Origin of the sequence: Rhodoplanes sp. Z2-YC6860 (assembly GCF_001579845.1) — a bacterium.
Lineage (GTDB): Bacteria > Pseudomonadota > Alphaproteobacteria > Rhizobiales > Xanthobacteraceae > Z2-YC6860.
The window spans coordinates 1,106,149-1,121,912 of sequence record NZ_CP007440.1 but is presented as its reverse complement, the minus strand read 5'-3'; the positions used below and the strand labels follow the sequence as shown (position 1 = coordinate 1,121,912).

General features: G+C 64.3%; 16 protein-coding genes and 1 pseudogene. 10 read left to right on the top strand and 7 right to left on the bottom strand.

Features of this window, described 5'->3' with window-relative positions:
* Positions 1-22: 22 nt before the first annotated feature.
* Genes RHPLAN_RS05165 through RHPLAN_RS05160 form a run of 3 tightly spaced genes read left to right on the top strand, consistent with a single transcriptional unit; the run spans position 23 to position 2,986 of the window.
* Positions 23-1,309 (top strand): Rieske 2Fe-2S domain-containing protein, encoded by a 1,287-nt coding sequence (locus RHPLAN_RS05165; protein WP_068014450.1) that lies wholly within the window; start codon positions 23-25, stop codon positions 1,307-1,309.
* 13 nt (positions 1,310-1,322) lie between these two features.
* On the top strand, positions 1,323-1,526 hold the full coding sequence (locus tag RHPLAN_RS39010) for a hypothetical protein (RefSeq protein ID WP_157100072.1): 204 nt from the start codon (positions 1,323-1,325) through the stop codon (positions 1,524-1,526).
* A gap of 26 nt (positions 1,527-1,552) precedes the next feature.
* Positions 1,553-2,986, top strand: coding sequence for an amidase (locus RHPLAN_RS05160; protein ID WP_068014448.1), 1,434 nt, complete (start codon positions 1,553-1,555; stop codon positions 2,984-2,986).
* On the opposite strand, the gene RHPLAN_RS05155 is transcribed toward RHPLAN_RS05160, so the two are convergent.
* Positions 2,987-3,943, bottom strand: coding sequence for a Bug family tripartite tricarboxylate transporter substrate binding protein (locus RHPLAN_RS05155; protein WP_198164723.1), 957 nt, complete (start codon positions 3,941-3,943; stop codon positions 2,987-2,989).
* A 100-nt stretch (positions 3,944-4,043) separates the two neighbouring features.
* Between RHPLAN_RS05155 and RHPLAN_RS05150 the strand changes: the two genes are divergently transcribed.
* The 4 genes and pseudogenes from RHPLAN_RS05150 to RHPLAN_RS05135 form a co-directional block, all read left to right on the top strand.
* Entirely contained in the window at positions 4,044-4,832 is a 789-nt protein-coding gene (locus RHPLAN_RS05150; RefSeq protein ID WP_068014441.1) for a cyclase family protein, read from the top strand.
* A 23-nt stretch (positions 4,833-4,855) separates the two neighbouring features.
* Complete coding sequence (locus RHPLAN_RS05145; RefSeq protein ID WP_198164722.1) at positions 4,856-5,743, top strand: polysaccharide deacetylase family protein; 888 nt, start codon at positions 4,856-4,858, stop codon at positions 5,741-5,743.
* 32 nt (positions 5,744-5,775) lie between these two features.
* Positions 5,776-6,018, top strand: a complete 243-nt coding sequence (locus RHPLAN_RS05140; RefSeq protein ID WP_068014438.1) for a type 2 periplasmic-binding domain-containing protein — start codon at positions 5,776-5,778, stop codon at positions 6,016-6,018.
* A gap of 18 nt (positions 6,019-6,036) precedes the next feature.
* A pseudogene (locus tag RHPLAN_RS05135) lies at positions 6,037-6,759 on the top strand (Bug family tripartite tricarboxylate transporter substrate binding protein); the annotation flags it as partial.
* Between the two features lie 12 nt (positions 6,760-6,771).
* On the opposite strand, the gene RHPLAN_RS05130 reads toward RHPLAN_RS05135, so the two are convergent.
* On the bottom strand, positions 6,772-7,605 hold the full coding sequence (locus RHPLAN_RS05130; protein ID WP_068014434.1) for a polysaccharide deacetylase family protein: 834 nt from the start codon (positions 7,603-7,605) through the stop codon (positions 6,772-6,774).
* 56 nt (positions 7,606-7,661) lie between these two features.
* Here RHPLAN_RS05130 and RHPLAN_RS05125 point away from each other — a divergent pair, with 56 nt between their 5' ends.
* Together RHPLAN_RS05125 and RHPLAN_RS05120 are read left to right on the top strand one after the other, a co-directional pair.
* Entirely contained in the window at positions 7,662-8,819 is a 1,158-nt protein-coding gene (locus tag RHPLAN_RS05125; RefSeq protein WP_068014432.1) for a Gfo/Idh/MocA family protein, read from the top strand.
* Positions 8,792-9,541: an SDR family NAD(P)-dependent oxidoreductase gene (locus RHPLAN_RS05120; RefSeq protein WP_084244342.1), complete on the top strand. Its 750-nt coding sequence runs from the start codon at positions 8,792-8,794 to the stop codon at positions 9,539-9,541. Before RHPLAN_RS05125 ends, RHPLAN_RS05120 begins: the two co-directional genes overlap by 28 nt.
* Before the next feature lie 158 nt (positions 9,542-9,699).
* Here the strand turns inward: RHPLAN_RS05120 and RHPLAN_RS05115 are convergent, their stop codons facing one another.
* The 5 genes from RHPLAN_RS05115 to RHPLAN_RS05095 form a co-directional block, all read right to left on the bottom strand.
* Positions 9,700-11,325 carry an FMN-binding glutamate synthase family protein gene (locus RHPLAN_RS05115; RefSeq protein ID WP_068014428.1) on the bottom strand — a complete coding sequence of 542 codons (1,626 nt, stop codon included), beginning with the start codon at positions 11,323-11,325 and terminating at the stop codon, positions 9,700-9,702.
* An 85-nt stretch (positions 11,326-11,410) separates the two neighbouring features.
* Positions 11,411-11,602 (bottom strand): hypothetical protein, encoded by a 192-nt coding sequence (locus RHPLAN_RS05110; protein WP_068014425.1) that lies wholly within the window; start codon positions 11,600-11,602, stop codon positions 11,411-11,413.
* Positions 11,603-11,664: 62 nt separating this feature from the next.
* On the bottom strand, positions 11,665-13,152 hold the full coding sequence (gene mctP, locus RHPLAN_RS05105) for a monocarboxylate uptake permease MctP (RefSeq protein WP_068014423.1): 1,488 nt from the start codon (positions 13,150-13,152) through the stop codon (positions 11,665-11,667).
* Positions 13,142-13,327, bottom strand: coding sequence for a DUF3311 domain-containing protein (locus tag RHPLAN_RS05100; RefSeq protein WP_068014421.1), 186 nt, complete (start codon positions 13,325-13,327; stop codon positions 13,142-13,144). The genes mctP and RHPLAN_RS05100 overlap by 11 nt, the downstream gene beginning before the upstream one ends.
* 230 nt (positions 13,328-13,557) lie before the next feature.
* The gene (locus tag RHPLAN_RS05095; RefSeq protein ID WP_068014419.1) at positions 13,558-14,667 is read right to left on the bottom strand and encodes an LLM class flavin-dependent oxidoreductase; all 1,110 of its coding nucleotides are present in this window, start codon (positions 14,665-14,667) and stop codon (positions 13,558-13,560) included.
* Positions 14,668-14,791: 124 nt separating this feature from the next.
* Between RHPLAN_RS05095 and RHPLAN_RS05090 the strand changes: the two genes are divergently transcribed.
* The gene (locus RHPLAN_RS05090) at positions 14,792-15,763 is read left to right on the top strand and encodes an ABC transporter substrate-binding protein (RefSeq protein WP_198164721.1); all 972 of its coding nucleotides are present in this window, start codon (positions 14,792-14,794) and stop codon (positions 15,761-15,763) included.
* The last annotated feature ends 1 nt before the right edge of the window (position 15,764 follow it).

Below are 15,764 nucleotides of genomic sequence, written 5' to 3'. Positions count from 1 at the left end.
CCGCGAAGCAGGAGAAGTCGCGATGCTCACAGCCGTGCAAAACGAGTTGCTCACGCGGATCGGCCCCGGTACGCCGTGCGGCGAGTTGATGCGGCGCTACTGGCACCCGATCGCGGCGGTCTCCGAGCTCGAAGGCAAATGGACCCGGCGCGTCCGCCTGCTCGGCGAAGACCTGGTGCTGTTCCGCGACAAGCAGGGCCGCATGGGGCTCATCACCGAGGCCTGCCCGCACCGGCGCGCTTCGCTGGCGCTCGGTATCCCGACGGAGGACGGCATCCGTTGTCCCTACCACGGCTGGGAGTTCGGCCACAGCGGCCAGTGCCTCAGCCAGCCGAACGAGCCGGAAAAGAGCTCGTTCCGCCACAAGATCAAAACGCCGGCCTATTCGGTCGAGGAGATGGGCGGCCTCTATTGGGCCTACATGGGCCCGGCCGAGGCGAAACCGCTGCTTCCGCGCATCGACGGCTTCGTTGCCGAAGGCACCATTCGCATGCTCGGCCGCACCATCCTTCCGGTGAACTGGCTGCAGATCATGGAAAACTCCATGGACCCCATTCACACCGAATGGCTCCATGGCCACACCTATGAGTTCATCAAGGAACAGCAGGGCAAGGGCCACAAGGTCGCAATCAGCACGCGGCACGAGAAGATCGCGTTCCGCGAGTTCGAACACGGCATCACCAAGCACCGCCTGCTCGCCGGTCATTCGGAGGACTCCGACGACTGGCGCATCGGCCATCCGGTGGTGTTCCCGAATATTCTTTCGGTCGGCAACGGCGACGAGGCGTCGCGGTATTACGCGTTCCAGATCCGCGTGCCGGTCGACGACGGCCACACCATGCACCTCTGGTTCACGGCCTTCGTGCCGCCGAAAGGCGAGCAGGTCGCGCCAGAGCTGCTCGACAAGGTCCACGTCTACGAGATGCCGCTCTACGGCGCGGACGGCCAGTTCATCATGGACAACATCGACGGCCAGGACATGGCGGTGTGGGTCACGCAAGGCCAGGTCGTCGACCGCACCCAGGAAAATCTCGGCGCCTCCGACAACGGCATCGCGCTTTATCGCCGCGTGCTGCGCCGCGAGATCAAGAAGGTCGAGGAAGGCCTCGACCCGATGTTTACGTTCCGCGACGCAGAAAAGAACCAGCGCATCGATCTGCCGAACGAACGCAAGAAGCATCACAACAGCGAAGGCGTGCGCAGCTGGATCATGCGCACCCACATGGCCTATTCGCCAATCGCCGAGGACGTGATCGGGATCTTCGAGGCGCACAAGCCGGCGCCCACGCCGCTGCGCGTCGTCAGCTGACGGGAGCCGTCCAATGAGCGCGCCGGAGGTTTCAGAGACAGTGCGGCTCCTTGCCGAACAGGCAGGCCTGGGCAAGGCGCTGAAGCTCTTCCCAGAGGGCGTGAAGAACGCGGTCGAGCGCGGCCTGAAGCCGATCGGCGATCCGCCCAAGGGCCACATGCCGACCGCCTCGCCGGCGCCGGTGTTCAATCCCGGGGCTTTCGAAGGCGAGAAATAGTCCGCGCGTGTCGAGGGGGCGTTGCCATGAGTGATCTGGCTTATCTCACGGCCGCGGATGGCGCGGCGCTGCTGCGTGCGAAGAAACTCTCGCCGGTCGAATGGACACGGGCGCTGCTCGACCGGATTGCGGCGATCGACTCGCACACCAATGCTTATCTCACGGTGACCGCCGACAAGGCGCTCGCCCAGGCCAAAGCCGCCGAGGCCGAGATCGCCAAGGGCCGGATCCGCGGGCCGATGCACGGCGTGCCGTATGCCGCGAAGGACATCTTCGACATCGAAGGCATGGCGACCACCTGCCATTCGAAAATCCGCAAAGATCATCGCGCCGCTTCGGATGCTTTCGTCGTCAAGAAACTCAACGATGCCGGCGCCGTGCTGCTCGGCAAGCTCGCGCTGCACGAATTCGCGACCGGAGGGCCAGCCTTCGACCTGCCATGGCCGCCGGCGCGCAACCCCTGGAATCGCGACCACCATCCCGGCGGCTCGTCGAGCGGCTCCGGCGCGGCGCTCGCCGCGGGCCTTGCGCCGGCCGCGCTCGGCACCGACACCGGCGGCTCGGTGCGCAATCCCGCGACCTGCTGCGGCATCGTTGGCCTCAAACCGACCTATGGTGCGGTCAGCCTCAACGGCGTGTTCCCGCTGACGCACTCGCTCGATCATGTCGGGCCGATGACCCGAACGGTCGAGGACAATGCGATCCTCTTCCACACCATCGCGGGCCACGACCCGGCCGATCCGACCAGCACCACCCGCGCCGCCGCCGACACGCTGAAGGACCTGAAGTCCGGCGTGAAGGGGCTCCGCATCGGGCTGATCGAGCACTTCTACACGGAGGATGCGCCGGCCGATCCCGAGCAGGTGCGCGGCATCGAGCAGGCCACCGAACTGCTGCGCAAGCTCGGCGCGACCGTGCAACCCATTCGTCTGTCGCCGCTGCCGCTCTGGACCGACTGCAACCGCACCATCCACAACGCCGAGGCCTATGCGATCCACGAACGCGACATCCAGACGCGGCCGGAGGACTTCGCGTCGCTGACCCGCAACCGCATCATCGCGGGCGCTTTCATGTCGGCGGCAAAATACATCAAGGCGCAGCAGCTTCGCGCCGCATTGTGCCGCGAGTTCGCAGAGGCGATGCGCGGTCTTGACGCGGTGATCACGCTGTCGAGCCTGCTGCTGCCCTGCCGGATCGACGATCCGGCAACCATCGCCAAGACCTACGACCAACAGGCGCGTCTCGTGTTCAACGTCACCGGAACGCCGGCGATCTCGGTGCCGACCGGCTTTGCGGCGAGCGGCTTGCCGCTCGCCATGCAGATCGCCGGCCGCGCCTTCGACGAGCCGGTGATCATGCGCATCGCGCAGGTCTATTGCGAGGCGGCCGGCACCTGCATCGGCGCCGACCCGAAGAGTCAGCCACGGCTGCCGCAGCCCGCGCGCACCGCCGCCGAATAGCTACTGCGACGCGAGCCCGAGCCGCTTGATCAGCTCGCCCTTGAACGTGTAGTCGGCGCGCGTCTGCGCCTCGAACTGCGCGCTATTGAGATAGGTGATGCTCTGCCCGGTGTTGCCGATGACGCGCAGCACCGCCTCGCTCTTCACCGCATTGGCGCAGCCCTGCTCGAGCGCCGACTTTACATTGCCGGGCAGGCCCTTGGGCGCGAACACGCCGTTGTGGCCCGGCGGCACCGAGGTTGCGACACCCAGCTCCTTGGCGGTCGGCACGTCCGGATAAGCCGGATGACGCTTGTCGGCGAAGATCACCAGCGGCCGGATGGCATCATTGCCGCGGATCGAGGAAACGGCCATCGCGCCGAAATCGATGTCGCCCTTGATCAGCACCGGCAGCATCGCGCCGTCGCCGCGGAACGGCAGGTGCTGAACCTTGAACTTCAGGGCATCGGCGAGGTTCTCGACCGACAGATGCGGAATGGAGCCGATTCCGGCGTGCCCGAAGGTGAGACCGTCAGGCTTGCTCTTCGCGGCGTCGAGCAGGTCCTTCGCGGTCTTGAATTTCGAATTGGGTCCGACCGCGATGGCGAACACATTCTCGAACACTTGGCAGATGTATTCGAACGAATCCGCCGTGTAGCGCACGCCTTTCACGAGATAAGGCGCATTGGCGATCGGCGTCGAAGGGCTGAACGCCAGGGTGTGGCCATCGGGCGCGGCGCCAGCGAGCTGGGTGAAGCCGAGCGTGCCGGCCGCGCCGTCACGATTGACGGTGACCACCGATTGCCCGAGCTGCTCCCCAAGCGATGCGCCGATCGCGCGGCCGATCAGGTCGACACCGCCGCCGACTGCAAATGGGATGATGAGATCGATGTTGCGCGAGGGATATTTCTGCTGCGCGGTTGCGCCCGTGCAGAGCGCGATTGCAAGCGCCAACCCCACCCCGATCCTTGCAACCATGCGCATACCTCCTGAGCCGCATTCTTTTGACGCGTTTCAAAACGCTAGGCGCGCGGTCTATCCTCGTCAATGCCGCCTGTCTCAACGCCGGGATCTCGCCATGCCGCGCCGCTTCGTCGACATCTCAATTCCACTGGAGAGCGACGTTGCCAGCGATCCGCCGCTGGCGCTGCCGAAAATCCAGTACTTGCGCCACGACCAGACTTTCGAGCGTATCGCATCGTTCTTCCCAGGCCTGCAGAAGAGCGATCTGCCCGACGGCGCGGGCTGGGCGCTGGAGAAGGTCGACATCACCACGCACAACGGCACGCATCTCGACGCGCCGTATCACTTCCATCCGACCATGGACCACGCGCTGGGCGCGCCGAAGCCTGCTGCGACCATCGATCAGATCCCGCTGGAATGGTGCTTCCAGCCCGGCGTGAAGCTCGACTTCCGGCGTTTTCCCGATGGCTACGTCGCGACCGCGAACGACGTCGAGACCGAGCTCAAACGCATCGGTCACACGCTCAAGCCGCTCGAGATCGTGCTGGTCAACACCAGCGCCGGCGCAAAATACGGACAGCCGGACTATGTCGATTCCGGCTGCGGCATGGGGCGCGAGGCGACGCTCTATCTCACCGAACGCGGCGTCCGCGTCACCGGGATCGACGGCTGGAGCTGGGACGCGCCGTTCAGCTTCACGGCGAAGCGCTACGCGAAGGACCACGATCCGAAGATCATCTGGGAAGGCCACAAGGCCGGCCGCGACATCGGCTACTGCCATCTGGAAAAGCTGCACAACCTCGAAGCACTGCCGGCGTCGGGATTCACGATTGCGTGCTTTCCGGTGAAGGTGAAAGGCGGATCGGCCGGCTGGACACGGGCCGTGGCCATCCTGGACAATTGAACGAAATCATTCGGGAGGACATGTTGACCACTTATCCGCGCGACCGCTTTTCCTATTCATCGCCGTTCACGCGCCCGCCGCTGAAGCTTCCCGGCAAGGGCCGCATGATCGTGTGGTCGGTGGTCAACATCGAGGAGTGGGAGATCACCCGGCCGATGGCGCGGCAGCTTTCAATCGCGCCGCAGGGCCAGAGCGCGATCCCCGATATGCCGAACTGGACCTGGTACGAGTACGGCATGCGGGTCGGCTTCTGGCGGCTGATGCGTGCACTGAAGAAGGCCAAGGTCACGCCGACCATGTCGCTCAACGCCAGGGTCTGCGAGACCTATCCGGAGGCGACGGCGGCGGCGCGCGACGCCGGCTGGGAATTCATGGCGCATTCCTATGTGCAGATGCCGATCCAGCAGATTGCAGACCGCCAGCCCGAGATCATGCAGCAGTCGATCGACATCCTGCAGAAGTTCACCGGCAAGTTTCCGAGCGGCTGGCTCGGACCCGGGCGCGGCCAGATGTTCGACACGCTCGATCACGTGGCAAAAGCAGGCTTCACCTGGTTCGGCGACTGGGTGCTTGACGACCAGCCGATCTGGGTGAAAACCGCACACGGCCCGGTGCTGTCGATCCCCTACAGCGCCGAGATCAACGACATCACCATGATGGTGTCGCACCATCACGAGTCCGACGTGCTGCTCGGCCGCACCAAAGACGCGTTCGACCGGCTGTATCTGGAAAGCAAGGAATCAACGCGGATTCTGGCAATCGGCGTGCACCCCTATGTCACCGGACAGGCGCACCGCATCAAGTATTTCGAGCAGCTCTACGCCTACATCAACAAGCACCCAGGCGTGGTGCACTGGACCGGCCAGCAGATCTACGATTGGTATGTGAAGCAGGTACCGAAGCCGAACTGAGCACTGCATACGATCGAGGGAGGACATCGGCCTTGAAAGCACGTTGGCTCGCCGCTGCGTTGTTCGTCGCGATATCGGCACCGGGAAGCGCGCACGCGCAATCGGACTATCCGAACAAGCCGGTGCGGATCATCAACGACTCGGCCGCGGGCAGCGCCAACGATGCCAGTGCACGCATCCTCGCCGACAAGCTCTCGCAGATCTGGGGCCAACAGGTCATCACTGTGAATCAGCCCGGCGCAGGCGGCGGCATTTCCGCCAAGGCCGCGTCGTAATCGCCAAACGACGGCTACACGCTTTACCTCCCGGCCACCTCGCCGTTCCTCACCCTTCCGGGCGCGTCCGGCGTCGCGCCGAACTTGCCGCTCGAACTGCCGCGGGACTTCACGCCGATCGGTTTCATGCTGCAGCAGCCGCTATTCGTCGGCGCCTCGCATCAGTCCGGCATCAACAGCATCGCCGACGTGATTCGCATGGCGAAAGAAAAGCCCGGCGAGATCACCTACGCCTCGACCGGACGCGGCCGGCTCACGCACCTGACGATGGAGTTGTTCCAGGCGCGCACCGGCGTCAAGCTGCAGTTGGTCCCCTATACCGGCGGCACCGCGCAGGCGATGGGCGACCTGCTCAGCGGACGCGTGCACCTCATCCTCGACGCGTATGCCGGGCTTGCGCCAGCGCTCAGAGGCAATCTCATCAAAGGTCTCGCCGACACCGCGCTCGAAAGGCTGCCCGGCTTCGAGAACCTGCCGACCATCGCGGAGACCATCCCGGGCTTCTTCGTCGGCGCCTGGGCCGTGCTGGTGGCGCCGACAGGCACGCCCGATCCGATCATCCGCAAGGTGAACAAGGATTTCTGGACCGCGCTCAACGATCCCGAAGTGAAGGCCAAGTATCAGGGCAATGGCGCGTTCCTGCGCTACATGACGCCGGAGCAGGTCACCGAGTTCGTGCAAGATCAGCAGAAGACCTGGCGGCCGATCCTGGAGCAGGTGGCGCGCGACACACCCAAATAGCGCGACAGTGAGTTAGGTAAACAGCCTCGCCTTGGCCTCTTCGGCCGCCTGCTCCATGGTCATGAACACCGCGCCGTCCGCGGCCATCTTGTCGACGAGCCATTCCAGCGCAGCCATGCGCTGGCCGCGCCCGATGACGAACGGGTGCATGGTCAAGGTCAGCACGCCCCAGTCGACCACGCGGCGCATGTAGAGGAATTCGTCGTACCAGCTCTGCATCACCGCGCGCGGCGGCTGCATGCTCGCAAGCACGGTCTGCGGCGTGCGCACGAACTCGAAATGCGGATAGTCGTCAAGCGACCACGAGATGGGCATCTCGATGAGGTTCGTGGACTCACCGAATTTGAACGGCTTGCCGAGCAAGGCTTCGTCGCCGCGCCGCGCGCGATAGGGAACGTAATCGGCCCCCATCAGGCTCGTGTCGTAGAGAAAGCCGTGCTTGATCAGCAGGTCGATGGTGTGCTCGCTCAGATCCCAGGACGGCGAGCGGTAGCCGCGTGCGGTGCGACCGGTCAGCGCACGGATGTTCTCATTCGCCCGGACGAGGTCGGCTTCTTCCTCTTCGCGGGTCTGATTGGCTGGCGGGATATGCGCCCATGAATGATGGCCGATCTCGTGGCCGGCTTCCACCACCGCGGCGCTTTCCTTCGGCCAGCTCTCGATGGTGAAGCCCGGCGTGAACCAGGTCGCCTTGATGTCGCGATCCTTCAGGAATTTCAGGATGCGGCCGGACGCCATGGCGCCGAACTCGCCGCGGGACAGCGGCGTCGGCGTCGTCATGCCGCGGGCGATGAAGCCGGACTGGGTGTCGAAGTCGAAGGTGAGGCAGACGATATGGCGGGGCATGACTGCTGAATTTTCTCTTGGACATGAGCACAAGGGAACCGAGTATAACACCGACCATGACGACACATGCGATCGGCATCATCCTCAACGGCGCGACCGGGCGCATCTGCTCCACCCAGCATGTTGCCAATGCGCTGGCGCCGATCCGCGACGAGGGTGGTTTGGCTGTGGGCCAAGACAAGAGCCAAGATCGCATCGTGCCGCGGCTGATGCTCGCCGGCCGCAATGCCGACAAGCTCGCCGAAGTGGCCAAGCGCTACGGCGCCGAATGGACCACCGATCTCGACATGGCGCTGGCCGATCCGGCCTTCACGGTGTTCTTCGATGCTGCAGCGACCTCGCAGCGCCAGGGCGTGCTGGAGAAGGCGATCGCGGCCGGCAAAAACATCTATTCGGAAAAGCCCGTGGCGCTCACCGTCGACAAGGGGCTTGAGCTTCTGCGTGCCATCAAGGCTCACGGAGTGAAGCATGGCGCGGTCGAGGATAAGCTTGGCCTGCCAGGCCTGCAGAAGCTGTCACGGCTTGCTGCGAACAATTTCTTCGGCCGCGTGACCGGATTCAAGATCGATTTCGGCTGGTGGGTGTTCGACGGCACCGAAGTGCCGTGCCAGCGCCCGAGCTGGAATTACAAAAAGAACGGCGGCGGCGGGCTCATCCTCGACATGTATCCGCACTGGCGTTACGTGATCGAGAATACGCTCGGCCCGATGCGCCGTGTCATCACCTCGCTGTCGACGGCGACTCCCGCGCGCATCGACGAACAGGGCAGGCGTTACGACGTCGACGTCGAGGACCAGGCTGCGACGCTCATCGAGCTGGAAAACGGCGCAACCGGCACGATCCTCGCGTCCTGGGCGACGCGGGTGCGGCGCGACGATCTTCTGACTTTCCAGATCGACGGCACGAAAGCATCGGCGGTCGCGGGCCTGCACCGCTGCTGGACCGTCACCAATGCGCAGACGCCGCGCACCGCGCATTTCTCCATCGCCACCGACCTCAACATCGATTACCGCGCCAACTGGCAGGAGGTCGACGAGCCTGGGCCATTCAAGAATCCCTATCGCATCGGCTGGGAAAACTTCCTGCGCCATCTCGTCACCGGCGCGCCGATGCAGGCGGATTTTGCCGCGGGCATCCGCGACGTGCAGTTCGCCGAAGCCTGTTATCGCAGCGTCAAGGATGGAACATGGGTGGGACTCGCCGCGCTCTCGTAACAGGCACTTCCGCGGGATTGGGCCGCGCCATCGCGGTGGCGCTGGCGCGTGAGGGCTACGACCTGGCGCTCACCGAATTGAGCACCGACGCGCTGAAGGACACGCTGGCCGATTCGGCGCTCGCCAATCGAAAGACTGTCGCGATCGCGCTCGATCTGCGCTCGCAGGGCGGCATCAAGGCGGCGTTCGAGCAGGCGACGAAACAGCTCGGCGATATCGATCTGCTGGTCAACAACGCCGGGCGCGCGCTGCTCAAGCCGGCCGTCGACGTCACCGAAGCCGAATGGGACGACGTCATCGACACCAACCTCAAGGGTGCGTTCTTTCTGTCTCAACTGTTCGGCCGCGCCTGCATCTCAAAAAAGCGACCGGGCGTGATCGTCAGCATGGCCTCGACCCACGGCCTGACCGGTATCGCCGGCCGTTCGGTTTACGGCATCTCGAAAGCGGGCCTGATTCAGATGACGCGGATGCTGGCGATCGAATGGGCCGACAAGAACATCCGCGTCAACGCGATCGCGCCGACCACGGTGATGACCGAGTCGCGGCAGCAGCTCCTGGCCGATCCGGCAAAGCGCGCCGCGGCGCTGTCGCGAATCCCGTCGGGACGCTTCGCCACGCCCGAGGAGATCGCGGCCGCGGTGGTGTATCTCGCGAGCCCCGGCGCAGCATCGGTGACGGGGCACACCCTGCCGGTCGACGGTGGCCTGACGGCGATTTAACTCCGCCGTCATTCCGGGGCGCTCGCGAAGCGAGCGAACCCGGAATCCAGACGCATAAAGATTCTTTTCTGAACTGGATTCCAGGTTCGCGCCCATAGCGCGTCGAAAACGCGCGTAGACGCGCTGGCGGGCACGCCCCGGAAAGACGGAGAAACCGGTTAAGCCGCCTGCCCTTGCGCCTCGGCCGCGGCCTTCACCTCCGGCAGCCGGGTGAAGCTGTTCACATGCGCGAGGTTCCAGGCGTGGGCGTAGAACGTGCGCGCGCTGCCGGCCAAGAGCTCGCGGTCGGCCAAGAACGTGTAGATCTCCGCGAAGCTCTTCACCTCGTGCGCCGATACGCGCTTGAGAAGATGCATCGGCGTGAGGTCCTTGGGATGCGCGAGGCCCGCCGCGCCGACGAGCTCCGACAACGCCTCCAGCGTGTTGTCGTGAAAGCGCCGCACCCGCCCAGCCTTGTCCTCAACCACCAGCGCCTTCTGACGCAGCGGATTCTGCGTTGCGACGCCTGACGGGCAGTGGTCGGTGTGGCAGGACTGCGCCTGCACGCAGCCCAGCGCGAACATGAAGCCGCGCGCGGCGTTGCACCAGTCGGCCCCAAGCGCCAGCACGCGCGCCATGTCGAAGCCGGTGACGATGCGGCCGGCAACGCCAAGCTTGATGGTGTCGCGCAGGCCAGCTCCGACCAGGCAATTGTGCGCGAACATCAGACCGTCGCGCATCGGCGTGCCGATGTGATCGACGAACTCCAAGGGCGCCGCGCCGGTGCCGCCCTCCTTGCCGTCGATGACGATGAAGTCCGGCTTGATGCCGGTCTGCAGCATCGCCTTGCAGATGCCCATGAATTCCCACGGATGGCCGATGCAGAGCTTGAAGCCGACCGGCTTGCCGTTCGACAGCTCACGCAGCTTCGCGATGAAGTGCACCATCTCGAGCGGCGTCGAGAACGCCGAATGCCGCGCCGGCGAGACGCAGTCCACGCCAACGGGCACGCCGCGGGCGTCGGAGATTTCCGGCGTCACCTTCGGACCCGGCAGCACGCCGCCATGGCCGGGCTTAGCGCCCTGCGACAGCTTGATCTCGATCATCTTCACTTGCGGATCGGCGGCCTGCTTGGCGAAGTCCTCGGCGCAGAACGTGCCGTCGGCGTTGCGGCAGCCGAAATAGCCGGAGCCGAGCTCCCAGATGATGTCGCCGCCAAACTCGCGGTGATAGCGGCTGTAACCGCCCTCGCCGGTGTCATGAGCGAAGTTGCCGAGCCTGGCGCCCTTGTTCAGCGCGCGAATGGCATTGGCGCTCAGCGCACCGAAGCTCATCGCCGAGACGTTGAACATCGACAGCGAGTAAGGCTGCTTGCAATCCGGGCCACCGACGGTGACGCGGAAGTCGTGCTGCGTCGGCGGGATCGGCACCAGCGAATGATTGATCCACTCGAACTGGTCGCCGTAGACGTCCTGCTGGGTGCCGAACGGCCGCTTGTCGAGCTGGCCCTTCGCACGCTGATAGACGATGGCGCGCTTGTTGCGGTTGAACGGCGTGCCGTCGGTGTCGCTTTCGAGAAAGTACTGGCGAATTTCCGGCCGGACCTTCTCCAGAATGAAGCGAATATTGGCCAGGATCGGATAGTTGCGGCGCAGGCTGTGCTTGGTCTGCATCATGTCGATCACGCCGATGATGACGAGCACGGCGCAAACCGCGAACGGTATGACGAAGAGTTTGCTGGCGAGGACCAGGAGGCCGAACAGCACCGTGCCGATGAGACTCGCCACGATCGCGACATACCGCATGCCATCCCTCCCGTTGCATCGCTTGGGACGGCAATCGTAGGGCAGTCCCGTGACCAATCAATGTCACGGTATCGTCACCATCGGGTTACAGCGGGTGGTTGGGGCGGGCATGCTCGCCCCCGGTCCCCGTGGTTTGTGGCGGATTCGACGCGTAAATCGTCGGATAGGACAGACCATAGGCCAGTCCGCCCACCACGATCAGTGCCATCAGGCCCAGCGCGACCCACAAGGCTTTGCTGGGGCGGTGGTCGCCGGGGATTCGGTCCGGGTCGGTCATACGCACCTCCCACAATGGAGGATTAATTCGCAGCCGGACGGATCGGTTTCATGAACGAATAGTCAGGGATTCACCGGGGATTTCACCTGCATGGCGGGCCGCGCCGCGGCATTGACCACGACCGCCACCACGATATTGGCAATGAGCGCGATCAGCCCGGTATAGGCGGTAAAATGCAGATCGCCGAGCGCAAGGGCGTGGAGCGGTTTCAACCCGTCGGACCAGGCGAGCCAGGTGCCGCCCAGCAGGCCCACGGCCCAGCCCGTCAGCAGCGCCGGCGCCGTGAACCAGCCGGTGAACAGGCCGAAGACCAGCGCCGGCAGGGTTTGCAGAATCCACAAGCCGCCGAGGAGCTGCAGATCGAGCGCGAACTGCGTCGGCAGATAAAGGATGACGAGCAACGCGCCGACCTTCACCACCAGCGAAGCAATCTTGGCGACCTGCGCCTCTCCCTCATGGGTGGCCTGCGGATTGACATAGGCCTTCCAGAAATTGCGCGTGAACAGATTGGCAGCGCCAATGCTCATCACCGCGGCCGGCACCAGCGCGCCGATCGCGATCGCGGCGAAAGCAAAGCCTGCGAACCAGCTCGGGAACAGCGTCTGAAACAGCGCCGGCACGACGTCGTTGTTGCTGCCAAGCTTCAGATGCGCGGCGTGGCCCATGTAGCCGAGCAGCGCGAGGAGCCCAAGCATCAGCGTGTAGGCCGGCAGCAGCACGGCGTTCTTGCGGATGGTGCGACCGCTGCGGCTCGCGAAGATGCCGGTCAGCGTGTGGGGATACATGAAGGCCGCGAGTGCGGAGCCGAACGCGAGCGAGGCGTAAGCCACGTACTGGTTCGGCGCGAGCAGGATCGAGCCGGAGCCCTTGGCCTTGAACGCCGCGTCGGCCGCATCGAACACAGCGCCATATCCGCCGAGCTGGCTCGGGATGAGCCCGACTGCGGCGATCACCGCGATGTAGATCATGATGTCCTTGACGAAAGCGATCAGCGCGGGTGCGCGCAAGCCCGACGAATAGGTGTACAGCGCAAGCACGACGAACGCCGCGATCAGCGGGAATTCGCCGGTGAGGCCGAGCGCCTTGATGGCAGCCGCCATGCCGATCAGTTGCAGCGCGATGTAGGGCATGGTCGCGACCACGCCGGTGACGGCGATGGCAGACTCGAGCGTGCGCGATCCGTAGCGGCCGCGCACCACATCGGCCGCGGTGACGGCGCCGGTGTCCTTGGCGACGCGCCAGAGCTTCGGCATCACCCAGAACACGAACGGATAGACGATGATGGTGTAAGGCAGCGCGAAGAAGCCGTAGGCGCCGACCGAATAGACGAGCGCCGGCACGGCGATCACCGTGTAGGCGGTGTAGAAATCACCGCCGACCAGAAACCACGTGATCCAGGTGCCGAACTGGCGGCCGCCCAGCCCCCACTCGTCAAGATGCGCGAGCGTCTTGGGCCTGCGCCAGCGGGCGGCGACGAAGCCCATCACGGTGACGAGGGCGAAGAAGAACACAAACACCGACAATGCGGTGACGTTGATCTCACTCTTCATCGGGGAAGCTCCGATACGCGATGAAAGTGAGGAGCGCCGTCACCGGCACCCAGGCGAGCTGGTACCAGTAAAAGAACGGAAAGCCGAACAGGACCGGATCGTGGAAATTGTAGAACGGGACCCAGAGGAGCCCGATGAACGGAATCAGCAGCAGCCAGAGATGATGTTTGAACATTGGCGTCGCCTTTAGCCGGCACACATGTTGCCGGTAGGCCCGCTGAACGCGGGCTTTCTCGCGTGGGGTCGCCCTTCCCACAAACTGCGACATAATCGTGGCAAGTTCCATTGCAAGGCCCGCGACGCGAACAAGCGCGATCGCTCATGGCATGCAAAACGAAAACGCGGCCATTTAGGCCGCGTTTGTACGTGTACGTACGGATTTCTTAGACTTAAGTCTGGGCCACCTTAAGCTGCCGCCGATTTGCCGATCGCCGCGTTGACGCGCGGCAGCACCTGCTCGGCCATCAGCTGCATCGAACGCTTGGCCAACGCGGGATCGGCCCAGTCCATGCCGGCATAGACGATCTCGCCGAAGTCGCCGATCTCCTCCCGCAGCGCCAGAAGCTGATCGACCACCTTGTTGACGCTGCCGTGGATCACGCAGTTGTCGAGCACGTAGTCGAGCGTGATCTCGTCGTCGGGCTGCTCCTTGTGGCTCTTGAACACATAGGTGCGCTTGCCGCGCTTCATCTTGTACAGCATCTGCGACCAGTAGAACTCATAAGGGTTTCCGGCGCCGCTGCGGCCATAGCGCTCCGCGGTCTTGTCGTCATCGGCGACAAAGATGGTGCGCGCCACGCGCCAGTCCTTGACGTCGGACTTCGCGCCGACCTCGGCCTTGCCCTTGGTGTAGTTTTCCCAGTGCGACTTCAGGTGCTTCGAGAGCAGGAAGTTCGCCGACAGTGGATGGAAGTCGCGCTTGCCCATCAGCACCACACCCGGCGAGAACGGCGCCACCACGGTGCCGACAATCTCCGGCCGCGGCTGCTGGTACGGCTTGCCGAGGAAACCCACGCCGATCTCCAGCGCCTGGGTGCGTGAGGTCGAGACCTTGAAGCGGTTGTCCGGGAAATCGATGTCATAGGGCGGATCGCGCTCCCAGATCGCCAGGATCACGTCGATTGCTTCCGCGAACATCTTGTTGCGGTCGTGGTCCAGGATGCCGAGCGCTTCGGCGTCGGAGGTCAGCGCGCCGGGGCTGACGCCGAAGATGAAGCGACCCTTGGAGAGATGGTCGAACATCGCGGCGTGCTGGGCGACCAGCACCGGATGCATGTGCGAGAGATTGCTGGTGCCGGTCGCGAGCTTGATCTGCTTGGTGTCCGAGATCAGCGACGCATTGAAGATCATGCTGTTGGTGATGTTCTCGGCCTTGTCGGTGAGATGCTCACCCATGAAAGCGTCGTAGAAACCGAGCTTGTCGGCGAGGATGATCGCCTCGCGGTCCTCCTGAAGGGTCTCCGACCAGGAGCGGTTGATCGGGTGCACCGGCATCGTGAAGTAACCCAGTCTCATTCTCGATCTCCGCTCCCTCGATATTCCAAACCGGGTCCGCTAGGGTGGGCGTTGGCCCCGGCAAATTCTCCGTTGGGTGTCTTATCCTGAAACCATTCCCACCGCCATCCAGGGGCCCATTCCCGTGTCATTGACCCGCGTTGCGACCGCTGCCGCGCTGACTTTGTTGGCGGGCTCCGCCAAAGCCGAAGACCTGATCCGGCTGAACACGTTTCCGACCGCCCGCTCGCTGCCATTTTTTGTGGGTGTCGAGAAGGGCTTCTTCGCCAAGCAGGGCATCAAGCTGGAATTCGAGTTCACCGAGAGTTCCAAGGCGCAACGCGAGGGGCTCGCGAACGGCAAGTTCGAGGTGGTGCATTCCGCGGTCGACAACGCGCTCGCGATGATCGAGGTCGCCAAGGTCGATGTGGTGATCGTGTCGGGCGGCGACGGCGGCACCAACGAGTTCATCGTCGGCAAGGGGCTCAAGTCCTACGCCGATATCCGCGGCAAGGCTCTGGTCACCGACGCGCCGAACACCGCCTACGCGCTGCAGGCGAAGAAAATTCTCCTCAAGCATGGTTTGAAAGATGGCGTCGACTACCGCCTCAACGCCGTCGGCGCCGGGCCCTTCCGCCTGAAGGCCATGCTGGAGGGCGGCGACAACGCCGCGGCGATCATGAACCTGCCGTTCTCGGCGCAGGCCATCGAAGCCGGCATGACGAGCCTCGGCCGCACCGTTGATCTGCTCGGCCCCTACCAAGCCGGCGGCGCGTTCGTGCTGCGCTCCTGGGCCAAGGCGCACCCGGACGTGCTGGAGCGCTATCTTGCGGGCTTCGTCGCGTCGCTGCGCTGGGTGCTCGACAAGTCGCACCGCGAGGAGGCGATTGCCCTTTTGATGAGCAAGCGCAATCTGTCGCGCTCGCTCGCCGAGCGCAGCTACGACCTGATGATCGAGCCGGGCTTCGGCTTCAATCCAGATGCCAAGCTCAGCACCGAGGGCTTCGACAACGTGCTGAAGCTCAGGCAAGAGGTCGAGGGCGGGCCCACGCCGGACCCTGCAAAATATCTCGATCTGTCGTATTACGACCGCGCCCTGAAGCGGCTCGCACAATAAC